Here is a 21650-nt window from a genome sequence, read left to right on the forward strand (position 1 = left end):
CGGATCCGGCGCCATCGCTCGTACCGTGTCAGCGGGCTTCCGCACCGTGTCAGCGGGCGTCCTCGACGATCATGTCCGAGCCGTGTTCGGCGATCATCACGGTCGGTGCCTGGGTGTTGGAACTGACGATACGAGGCATGACCGAGGAGTCCACCACCCGCAGTCCGCGCACCCCGTGCACCTCCAGCCGTGGTGAGACCACCGACTCGTCCGAGACCCCCATGGCACAGGTGCCGACGGGGTGGTACGCGGTCCGCCCGTGTCCGCGGACGAAGGCGATGTAGTCGTCCTTGGTGCGCACCGGACGGCCACCGGCCAGGTGCTCGGCCTTGATGTGGGGTGCCATCGACGGCTGTCCCATGATCTCGCGGCTCTGCCGTACCCCCTCGACCGACATTTCCAGGTCGTGGTCGTCGGCCAGGTAGTTGGGGTCGATCAGGGGCGCCCGGCTCGGGTCGGGCCCGGTCACCCGCACCGTGCCACGGCTGCGCGGCCTGAGGAAGTAGGAGTTCAGGGTGCAGCCGTAGCCGCGGCGCACCGCGGCGATCCCCGCCTCGACCCCCGCGGCCGGAAGGAAGTGGAATTGCAGGTCCGGGGTCGTTTCCCGTTCGTTGCCGTAGGCGAAGCCACCCGCCTCCACGACGGTGGACGCCATCGGCCCGCGGCGGAAGGCCGCGTACTGCAGGGCGGCGGCGGCCGTGGCGGGCAGGGGCCGCTCGTAGCGGTCCATGCTCTGGTAGGAGGTCAGTTCGTAGACGATGTCGAGATCGCAGTGGTCCTGGAGGTTCTTGCCCACGCCGGGCAGTGCGTGGACGACCTCGATACCGGCCCGCTTCAGATCCGCCGGGTCGCCGATGCCCGACAGCTGGAGGATCTTCGGGGAGCCGAACGCGCCCGCGGCCACGATCACCTCCCGACGGGCGGTGTAGCGCCGCGTCGTACCGCCCTCGACGGTCTCGATCCCGGTGGCCCGGCCGTGGTCCGTGACCACCCGCTTGACCAGGGCGCCCGTCGTGACCACGAGGTTCTTCCGGCCGCGGGCGGGGCGGAGATAGCCCACCGCGGCACTGCACCGGCGCGCATGGCGGGTGGTCGTCTGGTAGAGCCCGACCCCGTACTGCTCGGCGCCGTTGAAGTCGCTGTTGTACGGCAGCCCGAACTCCTGCCCCGCCCGTACGAACGCCTGGGACAGCGGATGCGGATTGACCGGGTCCGACACCGAGAGGGGGCCCTCGGTGCCGTGCAGCGGGCCGGACAGCCGCTCGTTGCGCTCGGACCGCACGAAGTACCTCCGCACCTCCTTGGCGGACCAGCCCTCGCAGCCGTGGACATCCGCCCAGTCGTCGTAGTCCTGGGCGACACCGCGGGTGAACACCTGCGCGTTGATCGAGCCACCGCCGCCGATGACCTTCCCCTGCGCCAGGGGTATCTCCCGTCCGTCACAGTGCCGCTGGGGTGCGCTGACGAATCCCCACTGATAGGGACCCGCGGTGAGCTTGGCGAAGCCGGCCGGTACATGGATGAAGGGGTGCCGGTCCGGGCGCCCCGCCTCGATGAGCAGTACCCGTACGGAGGCGTCAGCGCTGAGCCGGGCCGCCAGTACACACCCCGCCGTCCCCCCGCCCGCGATCACGTAGTCGAACGAGCCATCCTGCTGTGCCACAACAACACTCCTGGTTTCGGTCTCCGGTGGGCGGCTGCCCCTGCCCTACTGGGCGCCGCCGCGGAAGAACGGTGTGCGCTTGCCCGACCGGATCTGGACGGTCTTCACCTCGGTGAACTCCTCGAACCCGGCCTGCCCCATCTCGCGGCCGTAGCCGCTGCTCTTGACACCACCGCCGGGCAGCTGGGGCGCGCCGTCGATGGTGGTGTTCACCCAGACCGTGCCGCTGCGCAGCCGCCGGCCCAGGGCCAGCGCGGTGTCGATGTTCTTGCTCCACACCGAGTTGGCGAGCCCGTAGTCGACGGCGTTGGCGAGTTCCACCGCCTCGTCCTCCGTGCGGAACCGGCTGATGGCCAGGACCGGTCCGAAGACCTCCTCGTGGAACAGGCGGGAGGTGGGCGACACCTGGTCGATGATCGTGGGAGCCATGAAGTAGCCCGCGTCCAGGCCGTCCGAGGTGAGCCGGGTGCCTCCGGCCACCACCCGGGCGCCCTCGGTCCGGGCGGCGTCCACGGAGGCGAGGACCTTGTCCAGGTGAGCGGCGTGGATCAGGGCCCCGATGTCGGCGTCCTCGTCGAGCGGCGCCCCCACCCGCAGCGTGCTCACCCGGTCCACCAGCGCCTGCACGAACCGGTCGGCCACGTCCTGGTGCACCAGCAGGCGCGCTCCCGACACACAGCACTCGCCCTGGTTGAACAGCACCGCGAAGAGCACGCCGTCGACGGCGTCCTCGAGGTCGGCGTCGGGGAAGACCACGCTGGCCGCCTTGCCGCCGAGCTCCAGCGAAAGCCTCTTGAGGTTGCCCGCTGACGCCTCGACGACGGAGCGGCCCACCGCGGTACTGCCGGTGAACGACAACACATCCACGTCCCCGGACTGCGCCAAGTGGTGGCCCACGGTCGATCCGGGTCCGGTGACCACGTTGAACACACCGCTCGGAAGACCCGCCTCGGCCGCGAGCTTCGCGATCTCCAGCGTACTGCCCGAGGTCAGCTCGGACGGCTTGCATACGGCGGTGCACCCGGCCGCCAGGGCGAACGGCAGCTTCTGCATGAGCAGCAGCAGCGGAAAGTTCCAGGGGGTGATCATGGCGACCACTCCGCACGGTTCACGGGTGACCAGCCCGGTGAAGCCCTCCCCGAGATTGGTGTGCACCTGACCGTGGCTGGTCACCGCCAGGGCGGCGGCGTATTCGGTCAGCGCGATGCCGGTGGCGACGTCAGCGCGGGCCAGCCGGATGGGCTTGCCCGACTCCTCGGCGTCGATGCGGGCCAGTGTCTCCTGGTCGCGGCGGATGAGGGAGGCCAGGGTGCGCAGTACCGCGGCACGCTCCTGCCCCGAGCGGTTCGGCCAGTCGCCCTGGTCGAACGCGCGGCGCGCGGCGGCCACGGCCGCCTGTGCCTGGTCGAGGCCGCCATGGGTGAACCGGGCGACCACCTCCTTGGTGCCGGGGTTCTCGCGGGCGATGAACTCCTCCGACGGCTGGACCTCCGCACCGTCGATGAAGACGCCGTAGCTGCGAACGGGGCGCCCGGTGACCGGGGCTGTCATAGGGCCCTCCTAGAGAGCGTTTACTCAGATCCTGGTGAGCTGGCCGTCACGGTAACAGCGGCGTAAACTGCTCACAAGATAAACTGCCTCGCCAATCCGGGAAACGGTTTCTCGCCGAGATCGAGCTGAGGACGACAGGGCTCACGCCCCTGGGACGGCCGCCGTCCGGCGGGGGTGAGCACAGCTCGCGAGCGCGGGCCGCTCCGCCGCGGCCGGCTGTGCCACGACCGGGTGTGCCACGATCTCCGCGGAGGAGCCGACCGGGTCGGCGGAGCGCGGGCGTGCTCCCGCGAGAGGGAGCGATGGGGAGGCGTAGGTGAAGGAGCGGCGTCGCGTCACGATCAGGGACGTAGCGGATGCTGCCGGGGTGTCGGTCGCCACGGTGTCACGGGTCATGAGCGGTTCGCTCACGGTCAACCCGGAGATGGCGGAGCGGGTGCGCCGTGCCACGCAGGAGCTGGAGTACCGGCCCAACGGCGCGGCGCAGGGGCTTGCCTCGGGGATGCACCGCAGCGTGGGCGTGGTCCTGCCGGACCTGTCCAACCCCTACTTCCACGGCATCATCAAGGCCACCAACGTGGGTGCGGCCCGCGACGGCTACCGCATGCTCGTCACCGAGTGGCAGGAGCCCGGTGAGGAGCTGGGCGTCTGCCTCGATGTGCTCTCCCGGGTCGATGGCCTCATGGTGCTCTCCGCCCGGATGGAGACCGACAGCCTGCGGGACCTCGCGGCCCGCGGGGTGCCGACGGTGCTGGTCAACCGGGTCGAGCTCGGAGTGGACCTCCCCATGGTCGCGGTGGACAACTTCTCCCCGATGCTCGAGCTGTGCCAGCACCTGGCATCGCTCGGCCACCGCCGCGTGGTCTATCTGGCCGGTTCGCCGGGCGCATGGCAGAACCGTGAGCGCTGGAAGGCGGTGCAGCAGGCGCGTATCCTCGGCCTCGAGCCGGTCATGGTCGCCTCGGACGCCACCATCGAGGCCGGTTACGAGGCGACCGACGAGGCGCTGGGCCACGATCCGACGGCGCTGATCGCCTTCAACGACCTGGCCGCGCTCGGGGCCATCGCCCGCCTGCGCGAGCTGGGGCTGAGGACGCCGGAGGACGTCTCGGTGACCGGCTTCGACGATGTCGCCCTGGCGCGGTACGCCGATCCCGCCCTGACGACCATCGTCAGCCCCAAGGCGGCCCTGGGCGAGCAGGCGTGGCTGATGCTGGAGGCCAGTCTGCGCGGTGAGCGGCCGGAGCAGCCGCCGCTGCTGTCGGCGACCTTCGTGCAGCGCGCCTCCACCGGTCCGGCCAAGGGCTCGCGCGCATGAGTTGAGGGTTCTCCGGTCTCCGGAGTCCAGGGCGGAGGAAGGTGAGGTGAGCGGGGATGGCCGCAGCCGCCGCCACGCCCGGCGCCCGATACGACGAGACCTCCATGAGCCTGGCCTTCACCCAGTCTCCGGACGCCCTCGCGCTCTGTGACACCGATCTGCGGCTGGTGCGGACGAACGCCGAGATGGCGCGGGTGCTGGGGCTCTCCGAGGACCGTACGCGCGGACTGCCGGTGTCGGAGATCGTCCGGCCGGGCGAGGGAGGCAGGGCCATCGCGGCCATGCGCCAGGCGCGGGAGAGCGGTGTGGCGCAGCACTTCGAGGCGTCGTTGCGGACCCCGGACGGGAGCCCCCGGTGCTTCTGGTCGGTCTCCGCGATCCCGCTGAAGGACCGGGACGGCCGGGTGCACCGTCTCTTCCTGGCCGCGCGGGACAGCACCGAACAGCACCGGGCCCGGCAGCGGCTGCTGCTGATCAACGAGGCGAGCACCGGCATCGGCTCCACGCTGGACATCACCCGCACCGCGCAGGAGCTGGTCGACGTTCTGGTGCCCAGCCTGGGGGACTTCACCTGTGTCGACACCCTGGTGGCTCTCGAAGGCGGTGAGGAGCCAGGACCCGGCACCCTGAGCGGTGCGATCACCATGCGGCGCAGGGCACATCGCTCCGTCGTCGACCGGGAGCCGATGGTCGCGGTCGGGACCATGGCCACGTATCCCGAGGGCACCCCGGCCGCCGAAAGCCTGGCCGCGGGCCGCGGAATCCTCTACAAGGCGACGGACGCGGCCTTCGACCGGTGGGCTGCCTACGACCCGCCGCGGGCCGAGCGGGCGCGCGCCCATGGGACCCACTCGGTGATGGCGGTGCCGATGCGCGCCCGTGGCATCACCCTCGGCGTCGTGGTCGTCACGCGCCATCGGCGGCCGGAGCCCTTCGGGCCGGACGATCTGCTGCTCGCCGAGGAGATCATCGGCCGGGCGGCCGTCTGTGTGGACAACGCGCGCCGCTACACCCGCGAGCGCGGCACCGCCATCGCTCTCCAGCGCAGCCTGCTGCCCCGGCGGCTGCCGTGCCAGTCGGCGGTCGAGGTCGCCTCCCGCTATCTTCCGGGCGGGGAGCTGACCGGCGTGGGCGGCGACTGGTTCGATGTGATCCCGCTGTCGGGCGCCCGGGCGGCGCTGGTGGTCGGCGATGTGGTGGGCCACGGCCTGCACGCCTCGGCCAGCATGGGACGGCTGCGGACGGCGGTGCGGACACTGGCCGATATCGACCTGCCCCCCGATGAGTTGCTCACCCATCTCGACGACCTGGTCGCCCAGGTCGTCGAGTCGGTGGCGGACACCGGGGCGGGCGAGGGTGCCGAGGACGACGGAGGCACCGGAGCCACCTGTCTCTACGCGGTCTACGACCCGGTCTCGCGCCGGTGCTGTCTGGCGCGCGCCGGTCATCCGCCGCCGGCCGTGGTGGCCCCGGACGGCACCGTGGAGTTCATCGATCTTCCCGCCGGCCCACCGCTCGGACTGGGAGAGCTGCCGTACGAGTGCACCGAGGTCGAACTGGCCGAGGGCAGCCTCCTGGCGCTCTACACCAACGGCCTGCTCGGCGCCCGGGGCCGTGATCTCGACCGGGGGCTCGACGCCCTGCGGGACGCGCTCACCCGGCCCGCCGCGTCACTGGACGACCTCTGCGACGCCGTGCTGGAGGAGCTGGTCCCCGAGCGCCCCGCCGATGACATCGCCCTGCTCATCGCACGCCCCCGGGCCCTGGGCGCGGACCGGGTCGCGTCCTGGGAGCTGCCCGCGGACCCCTCGGTCGTCGCCACGGTGCGCAGAGAGGTCGCGGCCCGGCTGCTCGCCTGGGGGCTGGAGGAGGCGGTCTTCACGACCGAGCTGGTGGTCAGCGAGCTGGTCACCAATGCCATCCGGCACGCCAGGACCCCGTTCCGGCTGAGGGTGATCCACGACCGGGGCCTGATCTGCGAAGTGTCCGACGGCAGCATCAACGCCCCCCATCTGCGCCGGGCCCGCACCTTCGACGAGGGCGGACGCGGCCTGCTGCTGGTCGCCCAGCTCACCCGGCGCTGGGGGACCCGCTACACCCGCGACGGCAAGACCATCTGGGCGGAGCAGTCCCTTCCCGGCGGCTGAGCTCCGGCCCCCTCGCGGGTGGCCCTTAGGGGAAAAGTCTCGTGCGCGGGGTTGACGGGCTTTTCCATATGAGGCTAGAAAACGGTTACAGCCAAATGAACCACCGCTTGGCCGACGCCGCATCGTGGCGTCGAGTGGAGGCATGACGAGGTCTCGCTAAAAAGTCCCAGGTAGATGGGTGTGAACGGTCACCGCAGTGGAAGTGAGCTCCCGGATGGTCGACCAGTGAAGGGAAGCGCAGCGAGAAAGCGTTTCCTAGGAGGCGAAATGAGTCTGGAACACAAGGTGTGCGTGGTCACCGGCGGCACTTCGGGGATCGGCCTGGCCACCGTGCGCCTGTTCGCCGGTGCGGGCGCCCGGCAGATCGTGCTGGCCAACGACGAGCGGGAGTGTGCAGCCCTCGCCGAGGAGGCCGAGGGCCACGGCTGGCCCGTGGCCGTCGTGGCCGGTGACGTGGCCAGCGCCGCCGCATGGGATGCGGTGCTCGCCCAGGTGGATCGCCTCGGCGGGGTGGACGTCCTGGTCAACAACGCGGGCTATGGCATCAGGGGAACGGTCCTTGACACTGATCAGCCCGACTGGGAGGCCCTGTTCGCCACCAATGTCACCGGTGTCTTCCTCGGCTGCCGGGCGCTCCTGCCACGGATGGTCGCCCAGGGCTCCGGCGCCGTGGTCAACGTCGCGTCGGTGGCCGGGCAGATCGGCATGGCCCGGCGGGCGGCGTACTGCGCCTCCAAGTCCGCGGTCCTCGGCCTCACCCGGGCCATGGCGGTGGACCACGCGGCCGCGGGCGTGCGCGTCAACGCGGTGGCGCCCGGCACCACCGACTCCCCGTACTTCGCGAAGATCGAGGCCGATGTGGCGGACCCCGCGGCCTACCGGGCCTATCTGGAGGGGCGCCAGCTGCTCAACCGGCTCGCCGAGCCGGGCGAGATCGCCTCCGCCATCGCCTTCCTGGCCGGCGACGACTCCTCCTTCGCCACCGGATCGGTCGTCACCGTCGACGGAGGGATGAGCGTCGCATGACCGCCACCCACGCGGGCCCCGCCATGATGAGCGCCGCCGAGGCCGCGGCCACCGTCCCCGACGGCGCCACCGTCGCCATGACCGGCTCGGGCGGCGGCATCCTGGAGGCCGACGACGTGCTCGCCGCCATCGAGCGGCGGTTCCTGGCCACCGGCCATCCGCGGGACCTGACCGTCATCCACGGCCTCGGCATCGGGGACGGACAGCAGACCGGTCTGAACCGGCTGGCCCACGAGGGCCTGGTCCGCCGGGTCATCGGTGGCCACTGGTCCTGGTCCCCGAGCATGCAGGCCCTCGCGGCCTCGGGCGCCATCGAGGCGTACGCGCTGCCCGCCGGGATCATCGCGGCCCTGCTGCGCGAGAGCGGCGCCCGCCGGCCGGGGGTGTTCTCACAGGTGGGCCTCGGCACCTTCGTCGACCCACGGCGCCAGGGCGGACGTCTCAACGACGTCTCGCGCGACGACCTGGTCACGCTCGCCGAGATCGACGGCGTGGAGTACCTGCACTACCGCCCCGTACACGTCGACATCGGCCTGGTGCGCGGCAGTTCCATGGACGAGCTGGGCAACGTCAGCTGCGCCGAGGAGGCCGCCTCGCTGGACAGCCAGGCGGTGGCCGCGGCAGCCCGTGGCTGCGGGGGCCGGATCATCGCCCAGGTCAAGCGGCGGGTCGCGGTCGGCGCCCAGGATCCCCGCACGGTGAGTGTCCCGGGGCCGCTGGTCGACATCGGCGTCCTCAGCCCCGGCCAGTGGCAGACCTACGCGGGGGAGTTCGACCCGGCCTTCAGCCAGGCCGCCCCCGCCGGAGGGGCCAGGCCCGCACCCCGGGCCGCGGTTCCGGGGCCGCGGGACGTCGTCGCCCGCCGGGCCGCGCTGGAGGTGCCGTCCGGGTGCGTGCTCAACGTGGGATTCGGCATGAGCGCCGGTGTCGTCGACGTACTCGCCGCACAGCACCGGCTGGCCGATGTCCACCTGGTCATCGAACAGGGCGCGGTCGGCGGAGTGCCGGAGACCGGCGAGCTGTTCGGCCTCAGCCGGTATCCGGCCGCGCTGGTCTCCTCGCTCTCGCAGTTCGACTTCTTCGCCACCGGGATGCTCGACGTCGCGATCCTGGGCATGGCCGAGGCCGACCGGCACGGCAACGTCAACGTCAGCAAGGTGGGCCCGTCGGTCGTCGGGCCGGGCGGCTTCATCGACATCGCCCACGCCGCGAGCACCGTGGTGTTCTGCGGCACCTTCACCGCACGGGGGCTGCGCGCTGCGGTGACACCGGGCGCACTGCTCATCGCCACCGAGGGGCGGGTGCGCAAGTTCGTCCAGGAGGTCTCGCACGTCACCTTCGACGCCGCCGCCGCGCGGCGCCGGGGACAGCGCGCCCTCTACGTCACCGAACGGGCCGTCTTCGAACTGCGCGACGAGGGCCCCGTACTGATCGAGACCGCACCGGGCGTCGACCTGGACCGCGATGTCCTCGGCCAGATGGACTTCGACCCCGCGATCGACCCCGCACCGCGCCGGATGCCACCCGATGTCTTCACCGCCTGAGCCCCTGAGCCCTGAGCCCCTGAGCCCCGAGCCCCCGGTCCCTGAGCGCCACCGGCCACCCCCACTCCCTGGAGGACCCCCTCATGTCACCGCGTCAGACCACCGACACCGCCCCCGAGCGCGACGCTCTCATCACCATGGTGCGGGACTTCGCGGCGAAGGAGATCACCCCCGTCGTCGAGGAGCTCGACAGCACCGAGCGCTTCCCCGAGGAGATCTACGCCCGGATGGGCGAGCTGGGGCTGATGGGCATCACCGTCCCCGAGCGCGACGGCGGGGCCGGCGGCCACGTGGCCGACTACATCGCGGTGATGGAGGAGCTGTCCTACGGCTACGCGAGCGTCGCCGACCAGTGCGGCCTGGTGGAACTGGTCGGCTCACTGCTGGCCGGCTACGGCACCCAGGAGCAGAAGGACCGCTATCTCCCCGGCATCATCAGCGGCCGGACGCGCTGCGCCTACGCGCTGACCGAACCCGGCGCCGGATCCGACCTCGGGAGCCTGGCCACCCGCGCCCGCCGGGACGGCGCGGACTGGGTGCTGAACGGCGAGAAGATCTACATCCACAACGCACCGGTGGCCGACGTGGCGCTGGTCCTCGCGGTCACCGACCCCGGCAGGCGCAAGCGCGGCGGCATGTCGATGTTCCTGGTCGACGTGGACACCCCGGGGGTCGAACGCGGCTACCGCGAGAAGAAGATGGGCCAGAAGGCGTCCCCGGTCGGCGGCTTCGTCTTCACCGACGTACGGCTCCCCCCGACGGCGCTGCTCGGCGCGGAGGGCAGCGGCTTCGGCGCCGTGCTCTCCGTCCTGGAGAAGGGCCGGCTGGGGATCGGCGCGCTGGCCAACGGCATCTCCCGGGCGGCGCTCGACACCGCGAGCGAACACGCCGTCAGCCGCCACCAGTTCGGCCAGCCGCTGTCCGACTTCCAGTCCGTGGCGTTCCAGCTCGCCGACATGGCGGTGGACCACCAGGCGGCGAGGCTGCTCCTGGAACACGCGGCCGGACTGCTGGACACCGGCCGCACGGCGGGCCCCGCCTGCTCGATGGCCAAGCTGTTCGCCTCCGAGGCGAGCGTCCGCAACACCTCCCGGGCCGTCCAGATCCTCGGCGGCGGCGGGTACATCCGCGGTGTGCCCGCCGAGCGCCTCTACCGGGACGCCCGCATCACCACGATCTACGAAGGCACCAGCGAGGTGCAACGCCTCATCATCAGCCGCGATCTCGTGCGCCGCCGCGGGTAGCGGGACGCCGCCCACGGCCCCTGACGCGCCCGGCGGCTCGTACCAACAGGAGGACGTACCATGCACCAACCCCGATCCGCCGTGATCAGCGGATCCCTGACCGCCCTGCTCGCCGTGTCCCTCAGCGCCTGCGGCGCGGTGGACAGCGGATCGGCCGCGGGCGATTCCGGCACCTGCAAGCCGTCGGACGTCACCCTCGTCCAGTCCGGACGGGGACTGGAGAACGAGTACTACGTGGCCGTCAACGCCGGGGCCCGTGCCTTCGCGAACGCGCACCATCCGCGCCGCTACCAGTGGATCGCCAGCAACGGCGACTCGTCCAAGCAGCTCAGCCAGATCCAGTCGATCCTGGCCAAGGGCGGCAAGTGCGTCGTACTGAACGTCGACCCCAACGAGTCCTCGGTGCTGCCGGCGATCGTCAAGGCGGTCGACAAGTCCGGGGCCTGGCTGGTCACCCAGTGGAACCGGCCCGACGGCCTGGCCCCGGAGAGCGAGTCCCCGCACTGGGTCGCCCATATGTCGGTCGACGGTGTTCCCCAGGGGTACGAGACGGCGAAGGCCCTGTTCGAGTCGATGGGCGGAAAGGGCTCGATCGTGGCCCTCCAGGGAATCCTCGACAACGCGCCCGCCCAGGAGCGCTTCCGGGGGCTGAAGAAGGCGCTGAAGGAGTACCCCGGCATCAAGCTGCTCGGCGACCAGACCGCGGGTTGGGACCGGACCAAGGCACAGAACGTCACCCAGACCTATCTGACCAAGTACGGCCACAAGATAGGCGGCGTCTGGGCCGCCAGCGACTCCATGGGCCTGGGCGCGCTGGGCGCGGTCAAGAACGCGGGCCGGATCGGGAAGGTCAAGATCGCGTCGATCGACGGTCTGGCCGAAGCGGTGCACGACGTACGGGACCCGTCCACCGGCTATGTGGCCACGACCCCCTCCACCGGGGCGGCCCAGGGCGGCCTCGGGATGTCGATCGGCTACGCGGCCGCCACCGGCAGGATCGACCCGGCCAAGGAACCGCGCGGCCACCGGTCGTTCTACCTCAAGCCGCTGCCCATCATCACCCGGGCCAACGCGTCCTCGGTCCCCGCCCCCACGGACACCGCGAAGCTCGACTTCAAGAACCTGTGGTCCCAGAACGGCAGGCCGATCAAGTGAAGCTGACACTCGCACCCGCCGACCGCCACGACCCCCGCGCCACCGGCCGCGGGGCGGACAAGCCGGCACGGCCGGGGCGGGCCGCGCTCGGCTCGCACGCCTTCCCCACCCCGGCCCTGGGCGTACTCGCGCTCATCGCCCTCGTCATGGGCTTCGTCAACCCCTCGTTCCTCTCCCCGGGAAACCTGGGCGCGGTGGCCGAACAGAGCGCCGTCCCCGCGGTGCTGGCGGTCGGTCTGACCTTCGTCATCCTCATGGGCGGCATCGACCTCTCGCTCGAGGGCACGATGGCGGCGGCCTCCCTGACCACCGCCCTCCTGGTCGCCAACGACCGCAACACGATGGACCTCGGCCTCTGGGCCATCGCCGCCGGATGCGCGGTGGGAGCGGTGATCGGACTGGTCGCCGGGGCCACCGTGGGACTGCTGCGCGTCCCGTCCTTCATCGTCACCATCGGCACCTGGCAGATCGGCCTGGGCGTGGCCCAACTGCTGTTCGGGGACACTCCGCCCCGGGTGACCGACAGGTCATTCCGGGCACTCGCGGAAGCCCGGACGGCCGGTCTCCCCGGCATCGTGTGGATCGCCCTGCTGGTCGTGGCCATCGGCTGGACGCTGCAGCGCTACACCCGCTTCGGCCGCTACGCCTACGTCATCGGCGGCAGCGAGGAGACCGCGCTGCTCTCCGGGGTCCCGGTCCGTGCCTACCGGGCGGCGTCCTTCGTCCTCGCGGGCGCCACCGCGGGCCTTGCCTCGGCGATGGCCACCGCCCGGTCCGGGGTCGGCGACGTCGGCATCGGGACCGGTCTGCTGTTCACCACCATCGCCGGGGTGGTCATCGGCGGGACCCTGCTGACCGGTGGCCGCGGCGGCGTAATGCACTCGCTGGTCGGGGTGGTCGTGATGGTGGCCATCGCCAACGCCATGGTCCTGGCCGGTGTCAGCTCCTACATCCAGCAAACCGTCCAGGGAGCCGTCGTGGTGACCGCGGCGAGCCTCACCCTGTGGCGCGCCCGGCAACGTCTGAGGGTGATCAAGTGAGTGACACACCGGTCATGGAACTGCGCGGGGCGACGAAGTCGTTCCCCGGTGTCCGTGCCCTGAGCGACGTCCACCTGGAGGTCCGGCGGCACGAGGTGCTGGGCCTGATCGGGGAGAACGGCGCGGGCAAGTCGACGCTGCTGAAGGTCCTGTGCGGGCTGCAGCGGCTCGACTCGGGCTCCCTGCTGCTGCGCGGCTCGGAGGCCGCCTTCCAGGGAGTGGCCGACGCGAACCGCAAGGGTGTCGCGATGGTGTTCCAGGAGCAGTCCCTGCTGGAGAACATCACGGTCGCCGAGAACGTCCTGCTCGGCAACGAGGGGCCCTCGGTGCGGTTCGGGCTCTACCGGTGGTCGGATCTGAACCGGCGGGCCCAGCGCTATCTGGACCTGGTGGGCGGCTCGCTGCGCGCCGCCGCACCCACCAGCCGGCTGTCCTTCGCCAAGCGGCAGATGGTCGAGGTGGCCAAGGCGCTCGCCTCGGGCGAGCGCGGCCACCACGAACCGGTCATCCTCCTCGACGAGCCGACCTCGGTCCTGGAGCACTCCGAGCTAGAGACGCTCTTCTCCATCGTCCGTGAGCTGCGCGAGCGCGCCAGCGTCGTGTTCGTGTCCCACCGCATGGAGGAGGTGCTGGCCATCTGCGACCGGGTCTACGTCATGCGGGACGGCGGTGTGGTCGGCGAATGCCGCCCCGCCGACGTCACCACCGACCAGCTCTTCTCGATGATGGTCGGGCAGGACCTCAGCGCCGGTTACTACCACGAGTCGGACCAGCGGCCCGCACAGTCCCGGCCGCGGCTCGAGCTGACCAACCTCACCGGCGAGACGTTCCGGGATGTCTCCCTCACCATCGCGCACGGCGAGGTGGTGAGCCTGATGGGCGTCCAGGAGAGCGGCCGGGAGGACGTGGCCCGCGCCGTCTTCGGGGCCGTCCCGGTGACGTCGGGCACCATCACGCTCGACGGGCGGCGCATCAGGCCCAGGTCCCCGGCGCACGCGGTGCGGGCGGGCATCGGCTATGTGCCCTCCGAACGCAAGGTGGACGGGGCGGTGCTCGGCATGGACGTCCGCGAGAACCTCACGCTCGCCCACCCCGGGCAGGTGAGCCGGGGCCCGCTCCTGGACCCGGCCCGCGAGCGGCGCACGGTCCAGGAGTGGATCGGGGACCTGCGGGTGCGCACCCCCTCCCAGCGCACCCCGCTGCGCGACCTGTCGGGTGGCAACCAGCAGAAGGTCGTGCTCGCCAAGTGGCTCCTCGACCCCGAGCTGCGGGTGCTGGTCCTCGACACCCCCACCCGGGGGCTCGACGTCGGCGCCAAGGCGGATGTGTACGCGCTGATCCGGCGGCTCGCCGCGCGCGGCCTGGCCGTCCTGCTGCTCGCGGACACCCTCGACGAGGGGATCGCGATGAGCCACCGGGTCCTGACCATGAAGGACGGCCGGGTCACCGACGAGTTCACCTCCGGTGTGGGCTCCCGGCCGCGGCGCACCGATGTCCTCGAAAGGATGGTCTGAGATGGCCACCACCTCACAGGCGCCGCCGGAGGCGCGGACCTCCGACACTTCGGGCGGCTCGCGGCTCAGGCGGCTCCACGAAGCCGGTGCCGCCCCCTTCTTCGTCCTCGCGGTGCTGGTCATCGCCGTCGGCGCGTATGACTCCTCGTTCTTCCAGGCGGCGAGCCTGATCTCGCTGCTGGAACAGGCCGTGCCGCTGACCCTGCTCGCGATCGGCGAGGCGCTGGTGGTGCTCACCGGACGCATCGATCTGTCGAACGCCGGACTCGCGAGCCTCGCCGGGGTCGCCCTCGCCCACGGCCTGGGGAGCCTGGGCCCCGCCGCGGTGGCCCTCGTCGTGGTCGGCGCGGCGGCGTGCGGGACGCTCATCGGCGTCATCCACATCACCACCCAGGTGCCCTCCTTCATCATCACCCTCGGCTTCCTGGGCATCTTCGCCGGCCTTTCGCTGACCACCTCACGGGCCGACTCGATCCTCGTCACCGGCGGCTATGACTCCATCGAGTGGATCTTCTACCGGATCTTCGGCCTGCCCATCTCCTACCTCCTGGTGCTGCTGGTCGCCCTCGCGCTGATGGCCTGGATGAAGGCGCTGCCGATCGGCCGCCGTATCCGCGCCATCGGGCTCAACGAGCGGGCCGCGGCCCACAGCGGCATCCGTACCCGCGCCATCGTCATCGCGGTCTTCACCGCCTCCGCGGGCCTGGCGGGGCTGGCCGCGGTCTTCCAGGTGGCCCGGCTGCAGTCCGCCGGTGCCACCACCTCCGACACGCTGCTGCTCCCCGCCATCGCGGCCGTCATCGTGGGCGGCACGGCCATCTCCGGCGGGATCGGCGGGGTGGGGCGCACCCTGTGCGGCGCGCTGGTCATCGCGCTGCTCCGGGTCGGCCTCGACCTCGTCGGCGTCAACGCGGCGTTCCAGCCCATCCTCTACGGCGGGATCGTGATCCTGGCGATCGCGGCGACCGCCAACCGACGGCGGGGAGCCGCGGTCGCATGACCACCCGTCGGCGTGTGACCGGACCCCCGGGAGAGACAAGGAGCCATCGACAGTGAACATCGTCGTCTGTGTGAAGTACGTGCCCGCCACCGCCGACCGGACGTTCAGCGCGGTCGACAACACCGTGGAACGGGCCGATGTGGACGGAATGCTCTGCGAACTCGACGAGCACGCCGTCGAGGAGGCGCTGAGGATCACGGAGTCCGGCGGGGGCGAGGTGACGGTGGTGACCGCCGGACCCGAGGAGGCGGCCGACGCCATCGCCCGGGGCCTGCAGATGGGGGCGCACCGTGGGGTGCACATCACCGACGACGCCCTGCACGGCTCCGACGCGGCGGCCACCTCACTGGTGCTGGCGGCGGCGGTCAGGAAGACCGGCTACGACATCGTGCTGTGCGGGATGGCATCCACCGACGGCGCCATGGGCGTGGTGCCCGCGATGCTGGCCGAGCGCCTTGGCGTGCCACAGCTGACCCTGGCGTCGCAGGTCACCGTCGAGGGAGACACCGTCACCATCCGCAGGGAATCCCCCACCGCCACCGAACACATCGAGGCGTCCGGGCCGCTGGTGCTGAGCGTCACCGACCGCAGCAACGAACCGCGCTACCCCTCGTTCAAGGGGATCATGGCGGCGAAGAAGAAGCCGGTGGAAACGTGGTCGCTCGCGGACCTCGGCATCGCTTCCGAGGTCGGCCTGGCGGCCGCCGGGACGACGGTCTCGGCGTTCGCCGCCCGCCCGGGGCGCACCGCGGGACAGATCGTGTCCGACGAGGGCGAGGGCGGAGCGCGGCTCGTCCAGTACCTCGTCGCGCAGAAGCTCGTCTGAGCTGTCCGCGGATGAGCTGTCCGCGGCCCCCAGCAGACCCAACCGGAAGGCCCCTGAGCGCTATGAGCGAGATTCTCGTCGTCGTCGACCACGCCGACGGCGCCGTCCGTACGACCACCGCCGAGCTGCTGACCTGCGCGCGCCGCCTCGGCGAGCCGTCAGCGGTGTTCTTCGGAGCCGCGGCGGACCTCACCCCCGGGCAACTGGCCGAGTACGGGGCGAGGAAAGCATACGTCCTCGAGGACGCCGCCTACCGCGACTGTCTGGTGGCGCCCAAGGCCGAGGCGCTTGCCCAACTGGTCGCCGACCGGCGGCCGGCCGCGGTGCTGATCCCCTCGACCCCGGAGGGCAAGGAGGTCGCCGCCCGTCTGGCGATCAAGACGGATTCGGGTCTGGTGACCGACGCCAGCGATGTCGTACGGGGCGACGACGGGGCCGTTCACACCACCCAGTCGGTCTTCGGGGGCGCCTTCACCACAACGGCGAGCATCACCAAGGGCACCCCGATCGTGACCCTGAAACCGAACTCCCTCACCACGGAGGGCGCCGACCCCGCCGTCCCGATCGAGGCCGAGACCGTGCGGGTGGCGGTGTCCGACACCGCGAGAGCGGCACGGATCATCCGCCGTGAGCCCCGCGGGGACATCGGCCGCCCCGATCTCGCCGACGCCTCGATCGTGGTCTCGGGAGGCCGTGGCACGGGTGGCGACTTCGACGCCGTCGAGGCGTTCGCCGACTGCCTCGGAGCCGCCGTGGGCGCCTCGCGCGCCGCGGTGGACGCGGGCTGGTATCCGCACGCGTTCCAGGTCGGACAGACCGGTGTGACGGTCTCCCCGCAGCTGTACGTGGCGTCCGGCATCTCCGGGGCCATCCAGCACATCGCCGGAATGCGCTCGTCCAAGATCGTCGTCGCGGTCAACAAGGACGCCGAGGCGCCGATCTTCGGCCTCGCCGACTTCGGTGTCATCGGCGATCTGAGGCCCGTCCTCGTCCAGGCCACCACCGAGATCGACAACCGCCGGGCAGCCGGCGCCTGACCACCCCTCAGGAGGTCCATATGCGGGTCAACGAACCCCGTCCACTGGGGCGGACATCCCTCCGCACCACCGCCATGTCCTTCGGCGCGGCCCCCATCGGCAATTTCCTGCGCCCCTTCGGCGAGTCCACGGCCCTGGCCATGGTGTCCCAGGCGTGGGATCTCGGAATACGCCACTTCGACACCGCTCCACTGTACGGCCACGGGCTCAGCGAGCACCGTCTCGGCCACGCGCTGCGCGGCTACCCGCGTGATGAGTACGTCATCTCCACCAAGGTCGGCCGGCGGCTCGAGCCCGCCGCGCCCGGCACCTTCGACTCCGGCCTGTGGGTGGAGCCCGCGCCCTTCGCGGCCCACTACGACTACTCCTACGACGGCGTCATGCGTTCGGTGGAGGAGAGCCTTCAGCGGATGCTCACCGATCGCGTCGACATCCTGCTGATGCACGACGTGGACCGCTACACCCACGGCGACGCCCAGCCGGAGATGTTCCGCCAGTCGGTGGAGGAGGGATTCCCCGCCCTGGTCCGGCTGCGGGAGGAGGGAGTGGTGTCGGCCATCGGATTCGGCGTCAACGAGACGGATGTGTGTCTGGAGGCCGTACGGCGGACCGACGCCGACTGTGTGCTGCTGGCCGGCCGGTACACCCTGCTGGAGCAGGATCCGCTGGACGAACTGCTGCCCCTGTGCGACAAGCGGGGCGTCAGCGTGGTCCTCGGCGGGGTCTACAACAGCGGCGTGCTGGCCACCGGCGCCGTCGAGGGCGCGAAGTTCAACTACGCCCCCGCGCCCCCGGAGATCCTGCGGCGCACGGCGCGGATCCACGCCATCTGCCGCGCGTACGACGTGGCCCTGCCCGCCGCCGCACTGGGGTTCGCCGCGGCCCACCCGGCCGTGGCGAGCGTGTGCGTCGGCTCGCGCACCCCCGAGCAGCAGAGCGCAAGCGCCGAGCTGTTCGGAGCCCGGATCCCCCGGCAGCTCTGGGACGACCTGCGGGACGCTGGCCTGCTGCGCCCCGACGCCCCGACGCCGTAGCACGGCGTCCACCCCAGCCGGGACGGAACCCGGACAGCCACCGAACGAACGGACGGGAAGCGCATGAGGGCCGCTCGATTCCACGGACGAGGCGACATCCGCATCGAGGAGATCCCGGAACCGGCCGTACGGCCGGGCACGGTGAAGATCAAGGTCGACTGGTGCGGCATCTGCGGCACCGATCTGCACGAGTACCTGGACGGGCCCATCTTCTGCCCGGCCCCCGGGGAGCCCCATCCGATGACCGGCGAGACCTCACCGGTCGTCCTGGGCCATGAGTTCGCCGGGACGGTCGCCGAACTGGCGGATGACGTAGGCGACTTGAGCGTGGGCGAGCGCGTGACCGCCGAACCCAGGCTGGTCTGCCGCTCCTGCCCGCCGTGTCTGGCCGGTCACCACAACAGCTGCGACCGGGCGGCCACCATCGGACTGGCGGGCGGCGGCGGGGGCCTGGCGGAGTACATCGTCGTCGACCGCGAGCTGGTGTTCCCCCTCGGCGGGGTGACGACCGAGGCCGGTGCGCTGATCGAGCCGCTGGCCGTCGCCCACCACGCCGTCGGCAGGGCGGAGCTCGCACCGGGCGCCAGCGCCGCCGTGTTCGGCGCCGGGCCGATCGGGCTGCTGATCGTGACGGTGCTGAGGGCGACCGGAGCCGGGCACATCAGCGTGGTGGAACCCTCCGCGGGGCGTCGGCGCCGAGCGCTCGCCGCGGGCGCCGACGCGGTCATCGACCCGCTCGCGGAGACGGCGGACGAGCGCATCAGGGAGCTCACCGGAGGCGCCGGGGCCGATGTGGCCTTCGAATGCGCGGGGGTCGACTCGGTGCTGGCCGCGTGCGTCGCGTCGGTCAAGGCCCGCGGAACCGTCGTCAACGTCGCCATATGGAGCCGTCCGGCGACGCTGGACATGATTCCGCTCGTGCTCAAGGAGGTGCGGCTGGTGGGCACCATCTGCTACGCGGGCGACCACCAGCCCGTCATCGACCTCCTGAACGCGGGCAAGCTTTCGGTGGACCCGTTCATCACCCGGCGCATCGATCTGGAGGACCTGGTCGAGAACGGCTTCCAGGCACTCCTCGACGGCACCGGAGAGCACATCAAGATCCTCGTGCGGCCCTAGGAGCCGGGAGACCGCGGGCGAGGGCATCGCAAAGTCGCGCACTATCGCATTCAGTGGGCAACGCGTACTATCGCGTTCTGGTCGCCTATGACTCCGGTGACCCCTGACCCCCACTTTTCGCCGCGCGCACGCGACTTCTCCGAGGAGCACCCCCATGCCCACGCTGCTTGACCCGGTCCTGGACCTGCTGATGCTCCGCGGCACCGTCACCGAGGCCGAACCGATCGCCGCCCGCATGCGACGGCTGCGCATCGAGGGCGCCGCCCTCGCCGGGCTCGACGTGCGCCCCGGGCAGCAGGTGCGCGTCCTGGTCGGCTCCGGGCTGACCCGCCGTACGTACTCCGTGTGGTGCTACGACCCCACGGGTGCCGTCGAGTTGTGCGTGCTGGACCACCCCGGAGCGGGGCCGGGGGCGCGCTGGGGCGGCGGTGTCGAGGTCGGCGCGCGGGTGCGGCTGGGCAAACCCGAGGGGTCGTTCACGCTGCGGCCCGAGGCCCCCCACCACGTCTTCGTGGGGGAGGAGACGGCGTCCGTCGCCTTCGGTGCGATGCTGGCCGCCCTGCCGCCCGGGGCGCGCGTCTCCGGCTGCGTGGAGACCGGGACCGAGGCGGACCGGCTGCCACTGCCCCATGCGGACCGCCTCAACTGGCTTACCAGGGGCGGCACTTCACTGCCGGACGCGGTACGGAGCCTCGCCCCTGAGCCGGGCGGGATCGCCTATGTCGCCGGGGAGGCCCGGACCGTACAGCGGGTGCGGCAGGTGCTCGTCCGGGAGGCGGGCTGGGACCGGCGCGCGGTGCTCACCAAGCCGTTCTGGGCGCCGGGGAAGCGGGGTCTGGAGTAGGGCGGACGGATCCGCCACCGACCTCCGGCGTCCTGGGACGGCTGGGGGTCGGTTCGCCATGCCCGCGCCTCGTGTCCGCGTCTCATGTCCGTGCCCAGGTCCGTGCCTGTGTCCGCGCCATATGGTTACCTAGCTTGCTAGGATGCTAGCATCGCACTCGTGGGTGACAGGGAAGTCAAGCAGTTCAACGTGTATCTGCCGATCGAGCTGATCAAGCAGATCAAGTACCGCGCCATCGAGTCGGGCACATCGTTGTCGGCGCTGGTCGCCGACGCACTGCGCGCCTACCTCGACGACGCCCATGGGCACGAAGAGCAAGCGAACGAGAAGGAGAGCTGACATGGCGACCGAAGGCATCGAGGCCGTGTTCCTGACGACCCACAACTGGGGGAAGTCGGCGAGGTTTTTCCAGGCGCTGGGATACGAGTTGGAGTTCGAGACCGACCACAGCTCGGGTCAGCTCCGCAACGGTGACGGGCCCTACGTCTTCATCGCGGAGGTCCCCGAGGACCAGGAGCCCGAGACGCGGATGGTGCTGAAGGTGGCGGACGCGGACGCGTTCCGTCCCGACCCCGCAGTCGAGGTGGTCACGCCGTTCGAGGACACCCATTACGGGACGAAGGAGATGACCGTCCGCGACCCCGACGGGCGGGTGTGGAACCTCCAGGCCCCCGGCAAGAACTGACCACGAGGAAAGGGGAACACCCGTGGTGGATGAGCAGACGGGGGCGCCGGACAACACCGCACTGCGAACCGCCCTCTGGCGGGCGATGCATGTCCAGGTCGACCCACCGCCGCATGTGTTCGAGGACGAGATCGGTCTGCGGCTGGTGGCCCCCGACGCCGACTGGCGCCGTCGCCCCGACATGGACCCGGAGACCACCCGGGGGTTCCGGGCGGCCATGGTGGCCCGCGCCCGTTTCATCGAGGACCTGATCACCGAGCGGGCCGACCACGGCATCACCCAGTACGTCATCCTGGGGGCCGGTCTGGACACCTTCGCCCAGCGCAGGCCGGAGGTCGCCTCCCGGCTACGGGTCTTCGAGATCGACCAGCCCGGCACGCAGGCATGGAAGCGCCAGCGCCTGGATGAACTCGGCTACGGCATCCCCGGCTGGCTGCACCTGGTGCCGGTCGACTTCGAGGCCAGCCAGGACTGGCTGACACAGCTGGCCGCCGCCGGGTTCGATGCCAGCAGCCCCGCGGTCATCGTCTCCACCGGCGTCAGCATGTACCTCACCAAGGACGCCACCGCGGCCACCCTGAGCCAGGTCGCCGGGCTCGCACCCGGCTCGACGTTCGCCATGACCTTCCTGCTGCCGGTGGAGCTCCTCGACGACACCGACCGCTCCGGCTTCCGGGCGAGCAAGCAGGGCGCGCAGGCGTCCGGAACGCCGTTCCTCAGCTTCTACGCACCGGACGAGATGCTGGAACTGGCCCGCGGGGCCGGTTTCAAGGACGTCCGCCATGTGTCGGGAGCCGCGCTCGCCGAGCGCTACTTCACCGGTCGCACCGACGGCCTCCGCCCTTCGAGCGGAGAGGATGTGCTGCTGGCCACGACCTGACCGTCGTCCCCCTCCGGGCACGC

General features: G+C 71.3%; 20 protein-coding genes. 17 read left to right on the plus strand and 3 right to left on the minus strand.

What is annotated here, in order from left to right; translation table 11 throughout:
• Nucleotides 1-49 precede the first annotated feature (49 nt).
• From VT50_RS08845 to VT50_RS39545, 3 genes are all read right to left on the minus strand, one after another.
• Nucleotides 50-1663, minus strand: coding sequence for a GMC family oxidoreductase (locus VT50_RS08845; RefSeq protein ID WP_046088264.1), 1614 nt, complete (start codon nt 1661-1663; stop codon nt 50-52).
• A gap of 45 nt (nt 1664-1708) precedes the next feature.
• Nucleotides 1709-3214: an aldehyde dehydrogenase family protein gene (locus tag VT50_RS08850; RefSeq protein ID WP_046088265.1), complete on the minus strand. Its 1506-nt coding sequence runs from the start codon at nt 3212-3214 to the stop codon at nt 1709-1711.
• Between the two features lie 141 nt (nt 3215-3355).
• On the minus strand, nt 3356-3610 hold the full coding sequence (locus VT50_RS39545) for a hypothetical protein (RefSeq protein WP_167396589.1): 255 nt from the start codon (nt 3608-3610) through the stop codon (nt 3356-3358).
• On the opposite strand from VT50_RS39545, the gene VT50_RS08855 reads away from it, so the two are divergent.
• From VT50_RS08855 to VT50_RS08935, 17 genes are all read left to right on the plus strand, one after another.
• Entirely contained in the window at nt 3609-4532 is a 924-nt protein-coding gene (locus VT50_RS08855; protein ID WP_240529092.1) for a LacI family DNA-binding transcriptional regulator, read from the plus strand. The two genes, VT50_RS39545 and VT50_RS08855, sit on opposite strands and share 2 nt — an antisense overlap.
• A 56-nt stretch (nt 4533-4588) precedes the next feature.
• Nucleotides 4589-6679: a SpoIIE family protein phosphatase gene (locus VT50_RS08860; RefSeq protein WP_053048684.1), complete on the plus strand. Its 2091-nt coding sequence runs from the start codon at nt 4589-4591 to the stop codon at nt 6677-6679.
• A 267-nt stretch (nt 6680-6946) separates the two neighbouring features.
• Nucleotides 6947-7705, plus strand: coding sequence for an SDR family NAD(P)-dependent oxidoreductase (locus VT50_RS08865; protein WP_046088267.1), 759 nt, complete (start codon nt 6947-6949; stop codon nt 7703-7705).
• On the plus strand, nt 7702-9249 hold the full coding sequence (locus VT50_RS08870) for a CoA-transferase (protein ID WP_046088268.1): 1548 nt from the start codon (nt 7702-7704) through the stop codon (nt 9247-9249). Before VT50_RS08865 ends, VT50_RS08870 begins: the two co-directional genes overlap by 4 nt.
• Before the next feature lie 83 nt (nt 9250-9332).
• The gene (locus tag VT50_RS08875; RefSeq protein ID WP_046088269.1) at nt 9333-10493 is read left to right on the plus strand and encodes an acyl-CoA dehydrogenase family protein; all 1161 of its coding nucleotides are present in this window, start codon (nt 9333-9335) and stop codon (nt 10491-10493) included.
• Between the two features lie 60 nt (nt 10494-10553).
• Nucleotides 10554-11648 (plus strand): sugar ABC transporter substrate-binding protein, encoded by a 1095-nt coding sequence (locus VT50_RS08880; RefSeq protein WP_046088270.1) that lies wholly within the window; start codon nt 10554-10556, stop codon nt 11646-11648.
• Nucleotides 11645-12688, plus strand: a complete 1044-nt coding sequence (locus VT50_RS08885; protein ID WP_206269374.1) for an ABC transporter permease — start codon at nt 11645-11647, stop codon at nt 12686-12688. Before VT50_RS08880 ends, VT50_RS08885 begins: the two co-directional genes overlap by 4 nt.
• A complete protein-coding gene (locus tag VT50_RS08890; protein WP_206269375.1) occupies nt 12685-14202 on the plus strand; it encodes a sugar ABC transporter ATP-binding protein in 1518 nt (505 codons plus the stop codon). Before VT50_RS08885 ends, VT50_RS08890 begins: the two co-directional genes overlap by 4 nt.
• Before the next feature lies 1 nt (nt 14203).
• Complete coding sequence (locus VT50_RS08895; RefSeq protein ID WP_046088272.1) at nt 14204-15202, plus strand: ABC transporter permease; 999 nt, start codon at nt 14204-14206, stop codon at nt 15200-15202.
• 70 nt (nt 15203-15272) lie between these two features.
• Complete coding sequence (locus VT50_RS08900) at nt 15273-16028, plus strand: electron transfer flavoprotein subunit beta/FixA family protein (RefSeq protein WP_206269380.1); 756 nt, start codon at nt 15273-15275, stop codon at nt 16026-16028.
• A gap of 62 nt (nt 16029-16090) precedes the next feature.
• Nucleotides 16091-17065 (plus strand): electron transfer flavoprotein subunit alpha/FixB family protein, encoded by a 975-nt coding sequence (locus VT50_RS08905; protein WP_046088274.1) that lies wholly within the window; start codon nt 16091-16093, stop codon nt 17063-17065.
• Nucleotides 17066-17085: 20 nt separating this feature from the next.
• On the plus strand, nt 17086-18099 hold the full coding sequence (locus VT50_RS08910) for an aldo/keto reductase (protein WP_046088275.1): 1014 nt from the start codon (nt 17086-17088) through the stop codon (nt 18097-18099).
• A gap of 63 nt (nt 18100-18162) precedes the next feature.
• A complete protein-coding gene (locus VT50_RS08915) occupies nt 18163-19218 on the plus strand; it encodes a 2,3-butanediol dehydrogenase (protein ID WP_046088276.1) in 1056 nt (351 codons plus the stop codon).
• Between the two features lie 154 nt (nt 19219-19372).
• Nucleotides 19373-20062 (plus strand): siderophore-interacting protein, encoded by a 690-nt coding sequence (locus tag VT50_RS08920; protein WP_046088277.1) that lies wholly within the window; start codon nt 19373-19375, stop codon nt 20060-20062.
• Between the two features lie 159 nt (nt 20063-20221).
• On the plus strand, nt 20222-20401 hold the full coding sequence (locus VT50_RS08925) for a ribbon-helix-helix protein, CopG family (RefSeq protein WP_046088278.1): 180 nt from the start codon (nt 20222-20224) through the stop codon (nt 20399-20401).
• Nucleotide 20402: 1 nt separating this feature from the next.
• Nucleotides 20403-20747: a VOC family protein gene (locus VT50_RS08930; RefSeq protein WP_046088279.1), complete on the plus strand. Its 345-nt coding sequence runs from the start codon at nt 20403-20405 to the stop codon at nt 20745-20747.
• Between the two features lie 22 nt (nt 20748-20769).
• Nucleotides 20770-21627 carry a class I SAM-dependent methyltransferase gene (locus tag VT50_RS08935; RefSeq protein WP_046088280.1) on the plus strand — a complete coding sequence of 286 codons (858 nt, stop codon included), beginning with the start codon at nt 20770-20772 and terminating at the stop codon, nt 21625-21627.
• The last annotated feature ends 23 nt before the right edge of the window (nt 21628-21650 follow it).

This window comes from Streptomyces antioxidans, assembly GCF_000968685.2.
GTDB lineage: Bacteria > Actinomycetota > Actinomycetes > Streptomycetales > Streptomycetaceae > Streptomyces > Streptomyces antioxidans.